Origin of the sequence: Bacteroides ovatus (assembly GCF_001314995.1) — a bacterium.
Classification (GTDB): domain Bacteria; phylum Bacteroidota; class Bacteroidia; order Bacteroidales; family Bacteroidaceae; genus Bacteroides; species Bacteroides ovatus.
This window is the reverse complement of the sequence record NZ_CP012938.1, coordinates 4,023,844-4,043,723: the sequence shown is the minus strand read 5'-3', so window position 1 is coordinate 4,043,723 and position 19,880 is coordinate 4,023,844. Positions and strand designations below refer to the sequence as shown.

General features: G+C 39.0%; 11 protein-coding genes. 2 read left to right on the top strand and 9 right to left on the bottom strand.

Annotated features, from left to right (window positions below; translation table 11 throughout):
- Positions 1–27 precede the first annotated feature (27 nt).
- From ychF to Bovatus_RS15570, 9 genes are all read right to left on the bottom strand, one after another.
- Entirely contained in the window at positions 28–1,131 is a 1,104-nt protein-coding gene (gene ychF / locus Bovatus_RS15610) for a redox-regulated ATPase YchF (RefSeq protein WP_004298673.1), read from the bottom strand.
- A gap of 159 nt (positions 1,132–1,290) precedes the next feature.
- A complete protein-coding gene (locus tag Bovatus_RS15605) occupies positions 1,291–2,565 on the bottom strand; it encodes a DUF4302 domain-containing protein (RefSeq protein WP_004298670.1) in 1,275 nt (424 codons plus the stop codon).
- A gap of 93 nt (positions 2,566–2,658) precedes the next feature.
- Complete coding sequence (locus Bovatus_RS15600; RefSeq protein ID WP_004298668.1) at positions 2,659–3,657, bottom strand: putative zinc-binding metallopeptidase; 999 nt, start codon at positions 3,655–3,657, stop codon at positions 2,659–2,661.
- A gap of 1 nt (position 3,658) precedes the next feature.
- A complete protein-coding gene (locus Bovatus_RS15595; protein WP_004298665.1) occupies positions 3,659–5,341 on the bottom strand; it encodes a RagB/SusD family nutrient uptake outer membrane protein in 1,683 nt (560 codons plus the stop codon).
- Positions 5,342–5,355: 14 nt separating this feature from the next.
- On the bottom strand, positions 5,356–8,676 hold the full coding sequence (locus Bovatus_RS15590; protein WP_004298663.1) for a SusC/RagA family TonB-linked outer membrane protein: 3,321 nt from the start codon (positions 8,674–8,676) through the stop codon (positions 5,356–5,358).
- Between the two features lie 21 nt (positions 8,677–8,697).
- The gene (locus tag Bovatus_RS15585; RefSeq protein WP_004298662.1) at positions 8,698–10,824 is read right to left on the bottom strand and encodes a DUF4906 domain-containing protein; all 2,127 of its coding nucleotides are present in this window, start codon (positions 10,822–10,824) and stop codon (positions 8,698–8,700) included.
- 284 nt (positions 10,825–11,108) lie between these two features.
- Positions 11,109–12,731: a hypothetical protein gene (locus Bovatus_RS15580; protein WP_004324097.1), complete on the bottom strand. Its 1,623-nt coding sequence runs from the start codon at positions 12,729–12,731 to the stop codon at positions 11,109–11,111.
- Positions 12,732–12,847: 116 nt separating this feature from the next.
- Positions 12,848–13,990: an MFS transporter AraJ gene (araJ, locus tag Bovatus_RS15575; protein ID WP_004298658.1), complete on the bottom strand. Its 1,143-nt coding sequence runs from the start codon at positions 13,988–13,990 to the stop codon at positions 12,848–12,850.
- Between the two features lie 301 nt (positions 13,991–14,291).
- Positions 14,292–15,698: an alpha/beta hydrolase family protein gene (locus Bovatus_RS15570; RefSeq protein WP_004324096.1), complete on the bottom strand. Its 1,407-nt coding sequence runs from the start codon at positions 15,696–15,698 to the stop codon at positions 14,292–14,294.
- Between the two features lie 875 nt (positions 15,699–16,573).
- Here Bovatus_RS15570 and Bovatus_RS15565 point away from each other — a divergent pair.
- Together Bovatus_RS15565 and Bovatus_RS15560 are read left to right on the top strand one after the other, a co-directional pair.
- The gene (locus tag Bovatus_RS15565; protein ID WP_004298654.1) at positions 16,574–18,100 is read left to right on the top strand and encodes a sulfatase-like hydrolase/transferase; all 1,527 of its coding nucleotides are present in this window, start codon (positions 16,574–16,576) and stop codon (positions 18,098–18,100) included.
- 113 nt (positions 18,101–18,213) lie between these two features.
- Positions 18,214–19,872, top strand: a complete 1,659-nt coding sequence (locus tag Bovatus_RS15560; protein ID WP_004298648.1) for a hypothetical protein — start codon at positions 18,214–18,216, stop codon at positions 19,870–19,872.
- The last annotated feature ends 8 nt before the right edge of the window (positions 19,873–19,880 follow it).

The window sequence follows — 19,880 nt, the reverse complement described above, 5'->3', positions numbered from 1 at the left end:
TAATAAGTCGTCGGTGGTAACCGATAATCACACGTTGAAACGGAAATGCATGATGTCGCCATCCTGCACCACATATTCTTTTCCTTCCACACCCAGTTTTCCGGCTTCTTTCACAGCTGCTTCCGAGCCGTATTTGATATAATCATCGTATTTGATAACCTCGGCACGGATAAAGCCTTTTTCAAAATCGGTGTGGATCACTCCGGCACATTGCGGAGCTTTCCAACCTTTTTCGTAAGTCCAGGCACGTACTTCCTGTACGCCGGCTGTGAAGTAAGTTTCGAGGTTCAGGAGTTTATAAGCCGATTTGATAAGACGTGCCACGCCCGACTCTTCCAGTCCTACTTCGGCAAGGAACATCTGACGGTCTTCATACGTTTCCAGTTCGGCGATGTCGGCTTCTGTCTTGGCGGCAACAATCAGGATTTGAGCATTCTCGTCTTTTACGGCTTCGCGTACCATATCTACGTATTTATTTCCGTTTACTGCGCTTGCTTCATCAACATTGCAGACATACATTACCGGTTTGCTGGTCAATAAGAACAGTTCATGAGCAATCTTTTGTTCGTCTTTTGTTTCAAAAGTCACTGTACGTGCAGATTTTCCCTGTTCCAATGCGTCTTTATATTGAACGAGTACATCGTAAGCTAACTTTGCAGCTTTGTCTCCGCCCGTCTGTGCTTGTTTCTGTACTTTCTGGATACGGCTTTCGATGGTTTCCAGGTCTTTCAATTGAAGTTCGTAGTCAATGATTTCTTTGTCGCGGACGGGATTTACGCTTCCGTCTACGTGTGTCACATTGTCGTCATCGAAGCAACGGAGTACGTGGATAATTGCGTCTGTTTCACGGATATTGGCAAGGAACTTGTTTCCCAGTCCTTCACCTTTGCTTGCGCCTTTCACCAGTCCGGCGATATCTACGATTTCTACAGTTGTAGGAACAATTCGTTGGGGGTGCACCAATTCAGCGAGTGCGTTCAGACGTTCGTCAGGAACAGTGATTACACCTACATTGGGTTCAATTGTACAGAAAGGGAAATTTGCCGCCTGTGCTTTCGCATTCGACAAACAGTTGAAAAGTGTCGACTTACCCACGTTCGGTAGTCCTACAATACCACATTGCAATGCCATTTATCTATTTCGTTTTTATTTAGTTATCGATAATCTGACTGCAAAGATAGGCATTTTTAGATTATATACATTGGTTGGAAAACAAATACTTCTTTCTTATATCTATTTAATGAGTGAGGGATGCCGTTTTCAGGCATCCCTATAAATGTAAAGTAAACTTTAGAACGTCATAGGTACGCCTACCATGACACCAAGTGTCTTATCTTCTGCAGGAATTAGCGAGGACATCACATATTGGCTGGAATTGTTGTACAAAGCCGGCCAGCTTTTAATGAAGAATTTGTGTTTTTTAAAGTAACCATCTAAAATAGGTGACAGACATTTGTCGAACTCTTCGTGATTAGGATTGCTTGTATCGAACGGTGTATAATCTCCAAAAGTGATAGAACCATCTGAATTCTTCTGATAGTTGAATGTATAATAGAATCCGTAAGTATCGGCTCCTAATGAACCGTTTTGATATATTTTATAACCAATCTCCACTATACTTCCGTCTGTGTACATGTGTATGGCAACATACACAATATAGAATTGAGTTTGAGTGAATGCAAATAAATTCGAAACAGCAGCTTTATGTTTATCAAAATATTCGGATGACCATTGATTTTGCATATCGTTGTACACTACCATTGTCTGATGAATTGCTCCTGGAGGTGCATTGAATAGAGGAACAATTGGTGTAGTACCTCCTTTAATTTCAAGTATATCATTGCCTACTTGTGTAGTGTATCCGGTGGATGTCTTGTTGAACTGATAAATTTCGTAACCATTAAGGATTAACGGGTTCATCATTACGATATTTCCGTTCAGGTCTATTTTAGAACCTTCTATTTGTAGGGTCGGATTTCCATTGTTAGCGGATAAGAAACCTGTTTTTCTACCATTAGATACAAAATCATACGCTTGTCCTTTATAACTGAAAGTGAAGTATTTTTTTTGATAGATAGGAGCCTGATCCTGATTTTCCATTAAGGCGCCATTTTTGATGGCCTCTCTTTCCTCATTGGTAGCTTTAGTCAGTGTAGCTTCCATTTTGTTTTTTCTTCCTTTTAGGAGAAACTGATCGTTTTTGTAGGATATAATCTCGTATTCGTAGTCTGCTCCTAATCCGGTTCCTGCTTGTCCTGCACCATTCATCAGCTGGTTGGGATCTGCAAAGATAGATAAGAAAGAGTACGTATCAAATGATATAGTTGGTCCTTGTAGTGGCTTGAGTATATAGCTACTTTCAAACGGACTTGCTTTCAAGTCGCGGTAATATTCTACATAATCGAACATCATAGATACTCGATTGTCTGCAGTGAATTGCATCCATAAGGTGTGAATACCTCCTAATTGGGTATTTATTTCTGCAATCCATCCATCGGGAGCTCCTGTGAGTATATCAGTATATTCCTGCATTTTAGTTTGAATCCGTTTATCCGGGTTTTCCATATAAATGTCGGTTTCATTATTGCAAGATGAAAATATACTGCACAATGCTACACAGGTTAGAAGATAATATGTATAAACTATTTTCATAATTATTTATTCTGGAGTGTTTTCATTTACAATTTGATTAATAGCATCTTGTACTAAAGATACTAATCCTTTATTTCCCATTGCGTCGTCATAAAACTGTACGTTCCATACATTTTTAAAGTAATTGATCACAATTTCTTCTTTAGCCAGTAATCTGGTTAAAGCCGTTTGTGCCTGATTGGCAAGGGCTATACGCTGTGCTGTTTCTTCTGCTGTTTCTCCCTCTGAAGGAGGAGACGTTGTTAAACTTTCGAGCAAATTAATTCGATAGTCACGCCATTCTTTTCCATACACCATAATTAATGATGCCACTTCAACGAAATCTTCATCAACTCCCGACATTGCGTATGCGGAATAGAATCCGGCAAGTAATGCACTTACTTCCGTTTCAGAAGTCCACCCTGTCGGATTATAATCTCCGGCGGATATATCTTTGAAACTGGAATCATACATTTTGGTTTGATGGAGAATATGGGCGAATTCGTGTTCAATGGTATGCATGATAGAACGTATCCAGTCTGCATCACTCGGATTGTAGCTATTACCATCAAATAGCGTAATTTTACGAGCGCCTTCAGCCTGTCCCAATACTTGACTGCCATCTGCATTATATTCCGGGCTACCTACCAAAATGATTTTCTTAGGTGTCATCTCTCTAAGAAATTTATCTCCTGCCAATTGTTTATAAGGCTCAAACCAAACTCGTTGAATCATATCCATAGAAGGTTTTACGAAGCGTTCCATAATGGGGACTAGTTGGGCGGTAGTGTTCAGTTCATAACTGTTCCATTTATATTTCACTTCGATATTGTAAGCTTGGGTATAGTTTTCATATAACCATTTGTCCAGTTCATTTTTTTGCTCGTCATTTCCACCCAATCCATAAATCTCTTGGTCAAGATTGAGTTTGTCCTCATTACAGGCAGTGAAAATAACAGTACTAATGCAGAATAGTAGCATGAAATATGCTTGTATCCATTTGGCAATGTGATTTGTTGTTTTCATTTTATTCCCATGTATTATTTACGTTATTTCTTGGATTAAGTTTTATTCCCGAAATAGTTGCCATTTCCGGAATTTGTAGTACCCTTCGGTCGTCGTCCGGCATTAAGCTGGACTTGCTGCCGTTAGCCTGGGTATGGGTGACGGGGATATTCCAGCGTACAATATCATACCATCTAAGTCCTTCATTATAAAACTCTATACTTCTGAAATCAAGTATTGCAAGTAGGATACCTTTTTTCAAATCACTCCAAGAGTCTGTCTGATTGTACTTATTGATAAAGTGATCAGTATTATTAAGTTTGGTTTTATAGAAATTGAGTATCTTATCGCGTGTAATACATAATTCTTTAGAATCATAATATCTGCTTGATGCTGGGCTTCTTGCTATAACAAAACGTTGGCTGGCATATAAATTTAGATCAGCGATAGCTTTGTCATATTGGTTAAGCATTAGGTAGGCTTCTGCACGGTTTAATAACACTTCTTCCATTCTCAAAACAGGAATATTGGCATACGGCAAAAAGTTGGATGCGTCTAAAGATTCTTGTTTAGTAAATTGGGTAAATTTAGGTATGAAGTAGAAATTGGATGTACCGTAATAGGGAATAGCCCACATACCATTTGTAACATTATCTGCATTGATTGTCTTGCCAATGTCAGTAGAAGATAAACCATATCTTGAATAGAAGGGTAATTCTCCCCAGGCGATTGAAGACAATGCTTCTGTAATCAATAAATTGGCATTGGTGGAAGAACTGCAGAAATACGAACGCATTTCAATATATCCGCTTGCATCCATGTAAGTTGTTGCAAAAGGATGAAAGTTGTTGCTTACAAACGAAAATGCAGGATCATCTTTTGAGATATACTGTTGCGGTGTACCATCTTGATTTTTAAGAGGTTCTCCTTTACTATCCGTCAATGTCTCAAATTGTGACGGTATGGAAATGAGTTGATTGGCATATTCAAGTACCTTATCATATTGTTTCATTAATAGATAAAGACGGGTACCAAAGGCGGCAGCTGATTTCTTATTGAAATGATATTTGGGAGCTGTATAAATGCTTCCATCCGTCATAAGAGGATAGCTGTCCTCAAAATCTTGTGTGATTTTTCTATAAGTATCTGCCACTGTCTCCCGGTCATATTGTTCTACTGGCTGTGTTTCTGGTTTCTCTACATAAGGAATACCCGGATATAACGATGCAGTCGATTCGTCATATTGTTGGGCAAAGAGTGAAGCAAGACAAAAATGTGAGAAGGCTCTGGTCATGAGTGCTTCTCCCTTTTGATTGATTGTGCTTGAAGGTGTTCCTAACTCGTCGATAGAAATAAGCGCCTGGTTAGATACTGCAATAGCTGCATAGCATCCTGTCCAGAAGTTTTCGAAGGAATCATTTCCATCTTCTATCACGTCTTTCCATAAGAAATTTTCACCCATAAAGCTGAATAATGCTCCTGGTTGCGCACCAGAGTAAACACTTCCGAAGTCGGTTATGTAATCACAACGGGTATTGACAATAGCCGCATAAGAAACTTTAGGATACGCATTTACTAGTAATGCGGATACTTTATCCGGAGAATCTATTTGAGTACGTTCGTCGGGTACTTTGTCCAGAAAGTCAGAGCAACTGGTACAAAAGGACATGATTCCAATATATAAGTATATTTTAATTTTCTTCATTGTATAAGGATGATTTAGAAACTGACATCTAATGAAAAAATAACTTGTTTTTGTATCGGTTGGGCTACACCACCGGTATTGACAAATTCAGGGTCTTGTCCATTCAATTTTTTATCAGAGTATAGTAACCATAAGTTTTTGCCGGTTACTCGTAAACGAATATCAGAGAACAACTTCCACGATTTGAAAAGCTTCTGCGGAATGGTATATCCTACAGATAATGATTTAAGACGGATGAAATCTCCTTTCGCTACCCGTATATCTGAATAATTGTATGCTGAATAAGGATAAGTACTGCTCAAATCTGATATCAGATCTTTATCAGCTATTGCAGGGATATTAGTATGCTTCTCATCTCCTCTGAATTCCCATCTGTTAAAGAACTCTTTGGGGGTTGCTTGAGAGTCATTATAACTGCTGTTAAATACAGGATTCAATCGGATTACATTTCCGGCTTGGAAAGTGAAGAAAATATCTAATGAGATACCTTTCCAAGTAAAGGAATTGTTAAACCCTCCTGTATATTTGGGATCTGTCGGTCCTTCGTATTTTAAGTAATCTGTTGAAGTACTTTGGAAATTGATATCACTGGTGATAGTACCATTCTCATCATAGAACATCGGTACACCATTTTCCGGATTCAGACCGGCAAATGGTATAGAGAAAAGCCCGTTCACCGGATACCCATTTTTATTTCCTCCTGTGATTCCTACCAACGTGTTGATTTGTGGTTGTTGCATTGAATTCTTGATTTCATTTTTGGAATATCCCATAGTGAAAGAACTTGACCACATGAAATCTTTTGTTACAATAGGTTTTCCTGACAATGTTATATCGAAACCGGAGGCGCTTAAGTCGGCACTATTGGCCCATTTATATCTTTCTCCTCCAATTCCGGAGACTTTTATTACACTTAACAAGTCGAAACTGTTTCGGATAAAATAGTCAAAAGAGAAGTCGAGTCTTCCTTTAAGGAAAGTGGCATCAAAACCAAAATTAGATTGATAACTCTTTTCCCATGTCAAATCAGAATTACCTAATGTGTAAATTTCAATGCCTGATTCGATGTCCGTACTTGGTCGCGTAGTATTGGAATTTATAAAAATGGGTGTTGCATTTGATAATGGAGGCATACTGGCTGTTAATCCAACGCCGGCACGTAGCGCTAATGCATCCAGCCAGACAAAATCTTTCATAAACGCTTCATTACCTATATTCCATTTCCCACTGATATTCCAGGTAGGCAGCCAGCGGGCTGAACTGGAATTTGCCATTGTGTTGGAGCCGTCATACCGTACTGTTCCGGAAATGGAATATCGTCTGTCATAGGTGTAATCAACATTTGCATAAAAAGCGGCAAAACGATCGTATGTCAAAGCTCTTGAATAATAATCAAAATTTTGCTCGATCATTTGTTTCATTATAAGATAGTTCATACTAACAGTGCCTCCCATGTCATATTGGAATCCGTAGCCGGTGTTGCTGTTCGTTTGTCTATCGGAATATTTGATTTGTTGTCCTAATAATGCGTTGAACTCATGTTTCTCATTCCATATTTTGCTGAAACTAACAGAGTTTCTTATATCATAATTTAATAATAAGTTTTCGGCAGTATTATAGAATCCCCCTTTAGAGAGAACAACAATCGGTTCGGCTGACGGATCACTAGGGTCCTTGTAGAGGTAGGGATTGTTTTCTCGAATGGTAGAATTGCCAGCTGCACGATAAGCATTTGCCATATTAGAATTTTCGTGTATTTCATGCTCTTGCTTTGAACGTACATAGCGGATAGCTCCGGTAAAATTGTATTTTAATCCTTTAAAAATTTGCCAGTTAAATTCGGCTTGGGCTTTTAAATCTATCACATTCAATTTAATATAGTTATTATCGAGTTCTTCTAAAATATTGAATGGGGCAAAGTTGAGTGTATAATATTCCCGTTCTCCATTTGAGTCGTATGCTCGTAATGCACGGCTTGTGTTTAATGCATAATTGAACGGATTTATGTCAAAATTACGTGAGGAAATACCACTTACAACGTCACTGGAACGACTTAATGAACCGGGAGCGTTCTGCATTCTGACAGAACCTACCGTTTGAAAACTAAATCCGATTTTGTCATTTAGCTGGTAGTCATTTCGGAAGTTCATTGTGATTCGATTCACTTTGTCGGCAACAGTCCATCCCGGATCGTTCAAAAAGCCTAATGAAATGTAGGATTTCGACTTTTGTGAACCACTTGATACACTTAATGTATGTTCATTCATTATGGAATTGGTAAATAGCAGATCAAACCAGTCTGTATTAGCTGCTGCGTGTTCCATTAAAAAGTTGTGACGGGCTGCATATGTATTTTCTAAAAGGTATTGTTGCTTTGATTCATCCCATGTGTTGATTCTATTATACATGATTCCATAAATACCGGAAGACTGGTTATTTACAATGTCCGAAGTTAATAAACCTTTTCGTTCCATTTCTGCATACACAGACATTTGATCGGCTGAATTCATAATATTGAATTCAGAATAACGTGGTTTGGTCCGTACTGTGTAGTTTCCGCTATAATGAATACGTGGTTTTCCTTCTTTTCCTCTTTTAGTCGTAATTACAACTACTCCATTCATAGCTCTGGCTCCATATAATGCTGTTGCAGCAGCATCTTTTAATACGTCAATTGTTTCGATATCGTTAGTATTGATACCTGCTACGGAGGAGCCTAACAGGGTGGTAGGGTCACCGCTTGCTAGTTGGTCGTTGGATACATTTACCACATCTTCTAATACGATTCCATCTACTACCCACAAAGGTTTGTTTTCTCCATTGATAGACGTGGCACCACGTACACGTATTTTGGGGGCACTACCAAAGGTACTCGATACATTCTGAATAGATACTCCGGCTGCTTTGCCTTCCAGCATACGGCTTATGTCTGTTTCACCGGGCAAATTAATATCATCAGCTTTGATTTTAACGGAAGAGCCGGTAAAGGTTGTTTTTTTAAGATTCTGAAACCCGGTGACTACTACCGCATCCAATAAAACAGAAGATTCTGATAATAATATCGTTACTTTCTTTTGTGTTCCAATGTTAACCTCTTTAGTCTCGTATCCCATAAAACTGACGATAAGGATATCGTTATTATTGACCTTCAAGGTAAAATTTCCATTATTGTCCGTAGTTGTTCCGCTCTTGACGTTCTTTATAGTAACACTGGCAAATGGGATAGGTTCTTGGTTAGTAGCATCTAGCACCTTACCAGTAATACTATGTTGTGCACTGGCCCTTGTAAGGCCAATGCACAATATGATAAATAATAGAATAATGTGTTTATTCATGTACCTGTTTTCTTTGGTGATTTATTCTTTTACACAACGTACGCTATAACCTAAGTATCTGCCGTCTGCATTGTTAGGCATGATGGGATAGAATGGTCCGTCATATTCGTCTACTAATGCTGCAGAGAATATATGATAACTATAGGCATTATTAGGATTGTCCGGATAACTGCCCAGCCAACCATTTTGTGCAGTTTTGTATTCAAACAAACTTCCTCCCGGATATTGACCGGTAATGGCATTTAAATGTCCGCCAAACGGGTAAAATATTTTTATGGAGATATTAGGGCAAAGATAAATACCATTGTCAACATCTTCTCCGTTTATTTCACCATAAGTGTTCATCTTATAAGGCACTCTCCAGCCTGCCGGACATGGATCGTATAGTGTTTTGGTTTTTTCATCACTCTTTTTGTACCATAGTTCAGTACTACCGCTGCCTTCAATTAACCAATCTTTATAAGTAAAATGGTCTGCATCTCCCAAGAAATAGGTATCCGGGTTTTTCACAGCTGTTTCTTTAGATACGGGACCTTTTGCTGTTTTGATATGAATGGAGTAAACGTCTCCCCCTAAAGAGCTGGTTCCTAACTTAGTGATTTGGCTCCAATCAGTCATTATCGGATCCTTTCGACCGCATTGATAATACATACCGATCGTTTTCGCACCGTCAGTTGGTGTTGCACTTAGTGCGCCTAAGTTACGATCCATCATTGCCTGTGTGGATCCATCTTTCGTTTGATTGTTATCAACTCCCCCAAAACGGTAGATAGCTCCTCCTGTAACATCTGCTTTTCCTGGGTTTTGAGAAATTGCAGGAATTATTCCATTAATATCTCCTCCCGGATTATAATCTGTAATCCAAATGTGCCAGCTCCATAATGGTTTAGCGTCTTGTGCAGGTTCTCCTGCTGTTGCGTCGTAGATTCCTATTAATACATTACCTTCGTTTCCTGTAGGTTTGATTCCTATATAATCATTGGCGGAGCTTCCTTGTTGGGTGGTGAATTTCAGTAATTCCTTAGAACTATCTTTTGTTATGATACGGGCAACCCATTTAGTTACTTTTCCTTGGTTGTTTCCGTCATTCAACATATGATCTGTTTTGAAGCCGCCTTCTTCTGTTCCCCAAAATGCATTTACTCGTTTCACAGGAACCAGTAGCTCATGTTCTGAATTTGGATTCAGTATATAGCAGTTAGCTTCAGCTGCAATGCCTTCTAATGGAATCTTTTCAATAGTGATGCGTTTATCACTGGCATCTGCCAGATTAAGATTAATATTGTAATTATATGCATTATTTCTTGTTACATTGAAATCTTTTTCATTTTTCCCAATGAACATTTTGAAAGTTGCTATTTCTTTATTGCCTTCACTCATTCTTTCACCAACAATTTCAATGAAAGTCGCTAGTTTATCTGTTACCTTGTCTTTGTCTGTTGTGATACTAGAATTTGTTCCCATCAGGTTCTCAGCTATGTAATGGGTATAATTTTCTTCACCGATAGTACATGGGATTTCACTATAGTCTGCAATATTACTTTGAGATATTGTTCCCTTACTAAAGTAATACATTTTATATATATTCTTTAATGCTATGGAAGTTAACTGGAAATCAGAAGAGGTATTATTGATAGTGAATTTTACTTCAGCTGCAATTCGTTCTAATGTGATAGCATCTAATGTCTGATTTTCTTTGGTAATAGAAACTACTTGCTCTCCTACTAGCGGAATTGCGTTAGATGAATTGACTGGTAATGTATAAATAGTATTCTTTAGTGCTTCATAGTTTTGTTTTCCTAATTGGAAAACAATGCTTTTATCTACATTAGCAATTACTACCAGTTTCATATTAGCCCCTGCTACTAATTCTACTGTTTCTGCAGAGTTGATACTGAATCGTAGTTCTTTTATAACTGCAACATTTTTACCTTGTTGATCGAATTCTAATAACCAAAAGTTTTCAATAGAAGTTCTGTTATCATTTATATTGGTTCCCATTGCGTTGATAGGAGCAATATTTAATGATACATTTACATTTGTTTTTTCTCCTTCCGGAATAATAGAGGTGTTTTCGTCGTCTTTTGAACAAGAACTGAAAATTGCGCTTATGATAAGATATGCGCTAAGCCAAATTAGGTTCTTCATAATTCTAGTTTTAAATAATTAATATTGATTTTCTTGCTATATCACATTTTATATTATATATTAATAGTTTAATCAAGATGTTATTATAGAATCTGATTTTGCTTACGTTTGATATTGCAAAGTTATGGAATATGATTTATGAATACAAAAAAAGCATTGGACAATAGATATTATATAAATCGCTAATAATTAATGTGTTAATGTAAATAGGTATAGATTACCATTGGACAAATGGCAATTAAATCCTTTTATTATGAATAGATGTTAATGTAAGGAGGGATATTTCAGAATCTTTGAATAAAATCATCTAAAGAGATGTTTTTATCTGTAATGTTTAGTTTTTCTTGTTTGATTCTAAGTTTTCTTTTGCTAATTGCAGCTTTACTTCTGCAGTAGATATTGGCAAGGGTATTTAAATCTAATTGTATTTTTATTAAACAGCAGAACTGAATTTCATTTTTGTCGAGTAGTGGATATTCTTTCTTTAGTCTTACTGTAAATTGATCAAAAGTAGCATTAATATCTTTTTCCAGATTAGCAAAATCCTCATTAGAAAGTTTGATAACGAGATCGTTTGCTTTATTATTTAGAGATGGAATGTTGATAGCCACTAATCTGCGTAAAAAGTCTGCTTGTAGTGAAGATAGTTTTTCTTCTTTTTGAAGATTTTCTATAGCTTGCTGTTGTAGTTTATCTTTGGCTTGAGATATTTCTCTTTCTTGTTTTCGTATACGTTCACTCTTCTTTTTGTAGGTTATGAAGTAGCATAATCCTGTAATTAGTAACGCGAAAGCTGCAATTGCACTTATTTTATATACAAGAGAACTAATTTCTTCCATCTTTTTAGATAGTTCTTTGTTGTTTTTCTGCAGTTTTTCGTTTTGAAATAGATTCTGCATTTTAATAATTGCCACGCTTTGGTTTTGATCTTCTATTGAATCTCTTAATAGTTCATAGGTTTTGATAAATTCTAACGCTTTAAGAATGTTCCCTTTTTTTTCATAAATTTCTCCCAGATAGCTATAACTGAGTGCTTTTGCATATATATATTGGTTTTTACTACTTAGGGTAAAATAATGGATAGCAGAATCATATTGTTGTATATCTTGAAAGATTACTCCTTTGATAATGTAATTGTTATATCGGTCAATTGAATCCTTTTCACATGCAATGGCCTCATTGCAGATTTTTAGTGCGGAAATATAATCTTTTTTATTTATATATGCATAACATATATCGTTTAAAGCAGAAGAGGTGGCTTTGGGATGTACTTTTTGAGCAATAGGGAATGCCTTTTCGAAAAAATAAAGTGCGCTATCGATTTGCTCTTTGGTAGAATAAGCATGTCCCAGATCTGCCAATGCATAATAAATAGACAGACTATCTTTAGAAATCTGTGCATAATTATATCCTCTCCATGCCTCTGTTAACTTATAATCAAATAATCCTTGTTTAGAGTAGATGTCGCACAAGTCATGGGAAATTTTGAATGCTAGATTGTAGTCATTTGCTTTCTCCGCGAAATCTCTTGCTTTTAATAAGTATTGAGCAGCTTCTTCTATGTTTCTTATTTCTTTACTGATAAGTGCAGTATAAAAATATGTTCTTGCTGTTAGTATCGGGTCGGATGTGTCTTTGGAAAAATAATCAAAAGCTTTAAAAACAAATGAGTCCGGAACTAAGCTTTGAGCATTGTTATATTTTGCTTGAGCTACTAATAGGCACCATTTTGCATAATCCTTTGGGGACATATTTTCAGGATGCTGGATAGCTTTCAAATATGTCAGGGAACTATCAGGATAAAAATTTATTAGTTGGTCAGCCTTTGATAGATTGGGATGCGGATTACAAGAAGTAAATATACTAATTACTCCCATAATAATTGTGATAAGTGTATCTTTCCTCATTCCCATTTATCAAGACTTAACAGACCTTACAAAAGTATGAGTAAAAATATAATTCTACAAGACTTTAAAGTGAATTTTATCTTGCAGCAGAAAGTAGGGCAGCTTTTACTAGTTATTTAGTATTTTGCCTGATATTTCTTATAAAAAATCAAGAATAAAGTAAATCCAATTAGAGCAAATGGTACACCCGCCAGAGCCGGATAACGGTATCCACCACTAACAGCCAGTCCGCCTGCATAAGCACCGATGGCATTTCCGAGATTGAATGCAACCTGCACGCAGGCTGCTCCCAGCATTTCTCCTCCCTTTGATACGCGGATAATTAATATCTGCTCCGGACTGGATACTGCGAACAGTCCTGCCGTACAAAGACACATCAACAGGGCTGCTGCCCATTTATAGGGAGAAAGGAAGAAAATGAGCAATAACATAATACAGATAAGTGCTTGTGCGGCAGTCCCTACTTTTCCGGGGGTGTAGCGGTCGGAGAGACGTCCGCTAATCAGGTTTCCCATCACCATACCGAAGCCGGCAAGGATCATTAAAGGCGTAATGCTTTCAGCGGAGAAGCCGGACACATTGGTAAGCATCGGATTGATGTAGCTATACCAGCAGAATACACCGCCATTACCTAGTGCCGTAGCACCGAGAATCAGCCACGGAGCCGGAGTTCTAAGAAAGCGGAATTGTCCTTTAAAGCCGGTATCCTTTAAGCCTTCTACATGCGGAACCCATCGCCAGATGTAATATAGGATAACAATTCCCCAGATACCGACCAGCAAGAAAGTGGCACGCCAGGAAAGCATGGTACTTAGGGAAGTGCCCAAAGGTACACCAAACAGGTTGGCAATGGTCATTCCTGCAATCATGATGGAGACGGCTTCCGAACCTTTACCCTTGTCGGCTAGTTTCTCTGCAACAATAGAGCCTACTCCGAAGTATGCACCATGAGGCAAGCCGGAGATAAAACGGGCAGCGAGCAACACCCAGTAATTGGGAGCCATAGCCGCACAGATATTACCTATCATAATTAAGGTAACTAATACTAACAGAATATGTTTTAGCGGATATTTGCGAGCCAGTGTCAATACAGGTGCACCGACACAGACGCCTAATGCATAAGCAGAAATGAAATGCCCTGCGGTAGGAATACTAATACCTAAATCTTTTGCCACATCGGGCAAAATTCCCATCATTACAAATTCGGCAATACCTAATCCCAGTGTGCCGAACGCCAATGCAATAAGACTCTTCTTCATACAAAACTTAACCTTAATACCTGTTACCTTTTTACCTTACTATTATTTGCCGCTTATTTATTTCGGCTGCAAAGGTAAAACAAAATCTTTCAGGGTGAGTTCGATGAGATAGATTTTGATTTAAATCAAATTAGACAATGTTGGTGTAAGCTGATGACGGGAGATTTATGTAGTATATGTAAATTGTAGCCATTTACTTTCTTTCCAATTCTTGCAAATATTTGAAGAATTTGCAAGAATTAGCAAGAAAAGAATGTGATATTGAGAAATGTGTACTTGCTAAGTAATATCATTAATAGACTTATTGTTTCCTTATCCATTCAATGATATCTTTCAAGACTTCCGGATTGATTGTTTCTTCCAACTGCCCGTATTCAGCCAATGTTCCTTTTTCGCAAGTCTGAAACAGATGATTTAAGTTCGGATAGGCTTTGACTGTTACATTTTTGTTTCCATTTCCGGTGATTCTTTCCTGAATGGCAGCAAGATTCATGGCGGCATCCACTTGAATATCCTTTTCTCCGTTCAGAGCCAGAACCGGACATTTTAGTTTCTTCAAATCCTGGGCCGGGTCATATCTCATAAAATGAAGATACCACGGAGAAGTCATCGAACTGATTTGTGCGGATAGTTGCTGGATGGTATTCAGGTCTTTCAATTGTTCGGGAGACATTGTTTTTGTAACATCTGCATACAGTTCTTTCTGCAACTCTTCGGGAGTTTTGTCTGTTTGTTGCAGTATGGCATATCTGTTCCGTATCGAAGGCTTCATCCCTTGCCAGACGGCATCCGGCATTCCCTGGGATTTAGAGATTAACTCTACCTGCTTCAGCATCAGACTGTCGCCTCTCACGCCGGCTCCTGCCAATGAAACGACAAATGCAATGGATGGGTCCTTTTTGGCAACGATGAATGCAATGATTCCGCCTGCGCTATGTCCGATAATTCCGATTTTCTTTGCATTTATTTCTTTTCTGCTGCGCAGATAATTCACCATTGCTTCCGTATCTGTGGCAAAATCCTCATTGGTAGCTGTTGCGTGAGTACCTTGTGAAGCGGCAGTACCCCTGTCATCACATCTAAGCACAGCAATTCCGTTTCGGGTCAGATAATCGGCGATGACAAAGAAAGGTTTGTGTCCCATGATTTCCTCATCCCGGTTCTGCGCACCGCTTCCTGTCACCATTACCACTGCCGGAAATTTAGTTCCTTTTTCGGGAAGAGTCAATGTTCCGGCAAGGTTAATACCATCGCGTTCATTCCTCACGGTGACTTCTTCACTTCTGTAAGGGAAAGGCGGTTGAGGCTCCTGCGGACGCTTGGGGCGGCTGGCTTCTCCCTTTTTCAAATTCAACGGAAGGGGCATCCCTTGCGTAAATGTTCCGTTGATTGTGTTATCACTGTTCAGTTTTCCTTTGTACGAAGCATGAATCACAGGTATCTGGATAATTAAAGTAGAATCATTGAAAGAAGTAGTCTGTGTCTTGATACCGTTGGCTCCCTGGTCGGGACTGTCCAGTGTGGTCACATAAGCGCCTTGTTCCGTTTGACTGATGTGGAATACAATAGTCAATGAACCGGTGGGAAGGGAAAGTTTTCCGTGCCAGGCTCCCGAAATATCTTGGGCGGAAACAGAGGATGAGAAGAACACTCCGGCTAATAGTCCGGTAATGAATATAACGATGTAGGTAGCCTTAACTATTTTCATAAGCGAAAAATTAGGTTTAATCTTAATTGTAAATATAAGATATATACAAAGGTAACAATTTTCATCATTATAAAAATAAGACATTACCTAATCTTGTCAGAATCCGGTAATATCTTATTGGGCTGTTCCTGTATACTATTACAGTTTTTATTGTTAAGCACAACCTCTATTCCAAACTATATAGCCTCCCTTAAAAAACGATGATTCTTAAAAAAGGAATATTTAATCATCGGAGAAGGACATAAATCGCAGTTTGGTAAAGAAAAGCCGGAAAATGCCATGCATTTGTAATTACGTGATTCTCTATTCTCGCTGTTTTGAGAATATACTAATCGAATTGCGATAGATTCTTGATTCTTTTTGTTATTTGGAGAGTAGATACCTGAATAACCAATCATTTTATTATTTTCTCCTTTCCAATATATTATGATAAACTAGGGAGAAAATATTTCTTAATAGTCCATTTTTATCTTCTTCACCGGAGAACGATAGCTTCCTCGGTGAGGAACAAGTCGATGCACACCGAGGAACACTTCGTTGGTTTTAAGGCAATGAACGGTTCCTGAATAGAGAAAGATGTATATCTTGTTTGGCTTTATGCAATATTAGACTGTTTTTTGTATGCTCATGCGTTTATTTATACAGTTTATTTTCTAGTTTGCTACTTTCTAACTGGCTATTTTCCTGTAGAATATTAAAAGTAGAACATTGACAGGCCTATGCTATCATTTCGAGTTAATTCATCACACGCATTTTCATACCTTATTTCTCTGGAATAGTTGCAGGATGGACATTTCTCCCCATTATTAAACATTTGTTCTACATAAATAAATAAGTGGTGGCTAAATTTGCATCGTTATTAACTACATAATATTATGAAAAAGATAATCTATCTAGTTCCTACGTTGTCTTTAGTAGGTTGTACCTCACAGCCAGTAGAAGAAAAGCCGAATGTGATTGTGATTCTTGCCGATGATCTGGGATTTGGTGATGTCAGCGCTTATGGCTCTACTACGATTCATACTCCGAATATCGACAGTCTGGCTCATGGCGGAGTTTGTTTCACGAACGGATATGCCACTTCGGCAACTTCCACTCCCAGCCGTTATGCTTTGATGACCGGAATGTATCCGTGGAAAAATAAGGATGCAAAAATCCTGCCGGGAGATGCTCCTCTTATCATTAATGAAAATCAGTTTACCTTGCCGAAGATGATGCAGCAGTGCGGGTATGTGACCGGAGCTATCGGAAAGTGGCATTTGGGGATGGGAGACGGCAATGTCAACTGGAACGAAACCGTCAAACCGGGTGCCAAAGAAATCGGTTTCGACTACTCTTGCCTGATTGCGGCAACCAACGACCGTGTCCCGACGGTTTACGTGGAAAACGGTGATGTAGTAGGACTCGACCCGGCCGACCCTATCGAAGTGAGTTACGAGCATAATTTTGAGGGCGAACCGACTGCCATCTCTCATCCGGAGATGCTGAAAATGCAGTGGGCACACGGACATAATAACTCTATAGTAAACGGAATTCCTCGTATCGGATATATGAAAGGCGGACAGAAAGCCCGTTGGAAAGACGAGGATATGGCCGACTATTTTGTAGATAAGGTAAAGAACTTTGTTACTGAACACAAAGGTGCTCCTTTCTTCCTGTATTATGGCTTACACGAACCTCACGTCCCTCGTGCTCCCCACCAGCGATTTGTGGGCAAAACAACGATGGGGCCTCGTGGCGATGCCATCGTTGAGGCAGACTGGTGTGTCGGCGAACTGCTTGCCCACTTGAAGAAAGAAGGCTTGTTGGAAAAGACACTGATTATCTTCTCCAGCGATAACGGGCCGGTTCTGAATGACGGTTACAAAGACGGTGCTCCCGAACTGGCAGGCGATCACCTTCCTGCAGGAGGTCTGCGCGGAGGTAAATATAGTTTGTTCGACGGTGGTACGCATATTCCTCTGTTTGTTTATTGGAAAGGAAAGATTCAGCCGGTCGTATCCGATGCACTGGTTTGTCAGGTAGATATTCTCGCTTCTCTGGGTTCGATGATACATGCCGATTTGCCGGAAGGTTTGGATAGTCGGAACTATCTGGATGCTTTCTTCGGAAAAGAGCAGACTGCCCGCAAGGATGTAGTGCTGGAAGCGCAAGGACGTATGGCTTATCGTTCGGGCGACTGGATTATGATGCCTCCTTATAAAGGTTCCGAACGAAACCTGACCGGAAATGAATTGGGTAATCTGGGTGAATACGGATTATTTAATGTAAAAGCCGACCGGACTCAACAACAGAATATGGCGGCACAACAGCCCGAACTTCTGGACTCCCTGAAGCAGAATTTCTTTGCTGAAGTGGACGGTTATTATCGCAGTGAAGTAGAAGAAGAACCATTAAAATAAGGTCAAATGTTTATTCTGAACATAAATCCCGTTGATAAAACAATCGTTCTATTCTACCGGAGTTTATTTCTCTACCTTTGTTCTGTTCGATGTCGGACAATTAACCTTGAAGTATGTATATGAAAATGAAAGCTTTTTTAATGTTTGTATTGCTGTTCTTATGTTCGATGGGAACAAAGGCGCAGGATTTGGGGGCGAACTATAATGAAAATATAGATTACCCGATTACGGAAATAGAGATGTTGAAACAGTCGAAAGTGACTTGGGTGAGAGGATTTGTCAATATCCCCAATCTGTTTCTTCAAAATGAAAACGGGAAGATTGTTGGTGTGAAAGAAAATGCCATCAGGACACATATTCCTACACTGAAATTTATTCAGGCCAAGAAAGCCTTGGGCGACCGTGTGAAATTTATATTGAGCCTGAAAATACCTTTTGAATTATATACCGACACGGTTCCCAAAGTAGGAACTAAGGAGATGGAGTACATATTTCAGGCAACTGAAGTATTACTGAAAACCTATGATATGGCGAAGAATATTGAAATACTTGTCATGGGTAACGAACCGGAATGGGAGAATGCATTGGATACCGATCTCTGTCATGCGGACGGTGAGGATTATCGGGCATTTCTGAATGAGTTTGCCAATCGGCTGACTGCCTGGAAACAGGCTAATGGATGGACATTTGATATTTATGCCGGAGCATTGAACCGTGTATCCGAATTGCCGAAGAGCGAAACGGTACCTGCGGTAGTCTCTGTGGTTAATAACAATCCTAATGTTGTAGGGCTCGACTTACACGTTCACGCATTGAAAATCAACCAGGCGGAAGATGATTTCCGTATTATCCGCGATAAATATGGTGTAACAAAGAAACTGATTTGCACGGAATTCTCTATGGTACGTGCTTTAAATCCTCATGTAGCCGACGCACTGGGAGAATGGGGAACCAAGCATGGTTATACGGCCGGGATGAAAATTTACGAATACCTTAATCTGATAGCTGAAAAAGCTAATGCCGGTACACCGGTCAGTGCAACCGAGTTCAAGAGCCTTTTTGAGAGTTATTCCTGGTATCCGAAGAATTGGTATAAGACTTTTTATGAAGTATTCAAGAAATATGATACGTATGCCATTACCGGACGTTTTAGTGTGGTTCCCGGTGGAGCGAGAGCTGTTTACGATGCGAAGACTGAAATGTGGGAACTTGGAGGAATTTATTTTTCCCGTTATTTAGGACTGGATGCAGACGGATTCTACAATCCCAATCCATTGTTATATCCTGATTTTATTGCTGCCCGGGATGGATTGACAGTTTCCAGCCTTGTCGGAGGACAACGGGAATTGTTCATAAGTTGGGGTAATGGAGCCGATAAAACAGGTATATTGTCAGTAACAGATGAGGAGGGAACAGAGGTGGTGCGTCGATCGCTTGATTCGGAGAATGACTATACATTGGTTGAAAATCTTGCTCCCGGAACGACTTATCATGTAGCATTGCTGAAATCGGATGATGCCGTGTTGTGGAAGGATGATGTTAAGACCAAGTCTGTAACAGGAAAGTTTCCTTTGTTGAAATATCAACAAGTGGATGGATATATGTTGGTACAACTATTAAATTTGCCGGATGATGTCTCATCTTATAAAGTAAAGCTGGATGGACAGGAAATCAATATAGTGAATAAGAACCTGAACGGACAAATACTTACCGCCGAAGTGACTTATAAGGATGGATCGGTAGAAATGTTGTCGACAACTATTAGAAAGTAATTATCTTA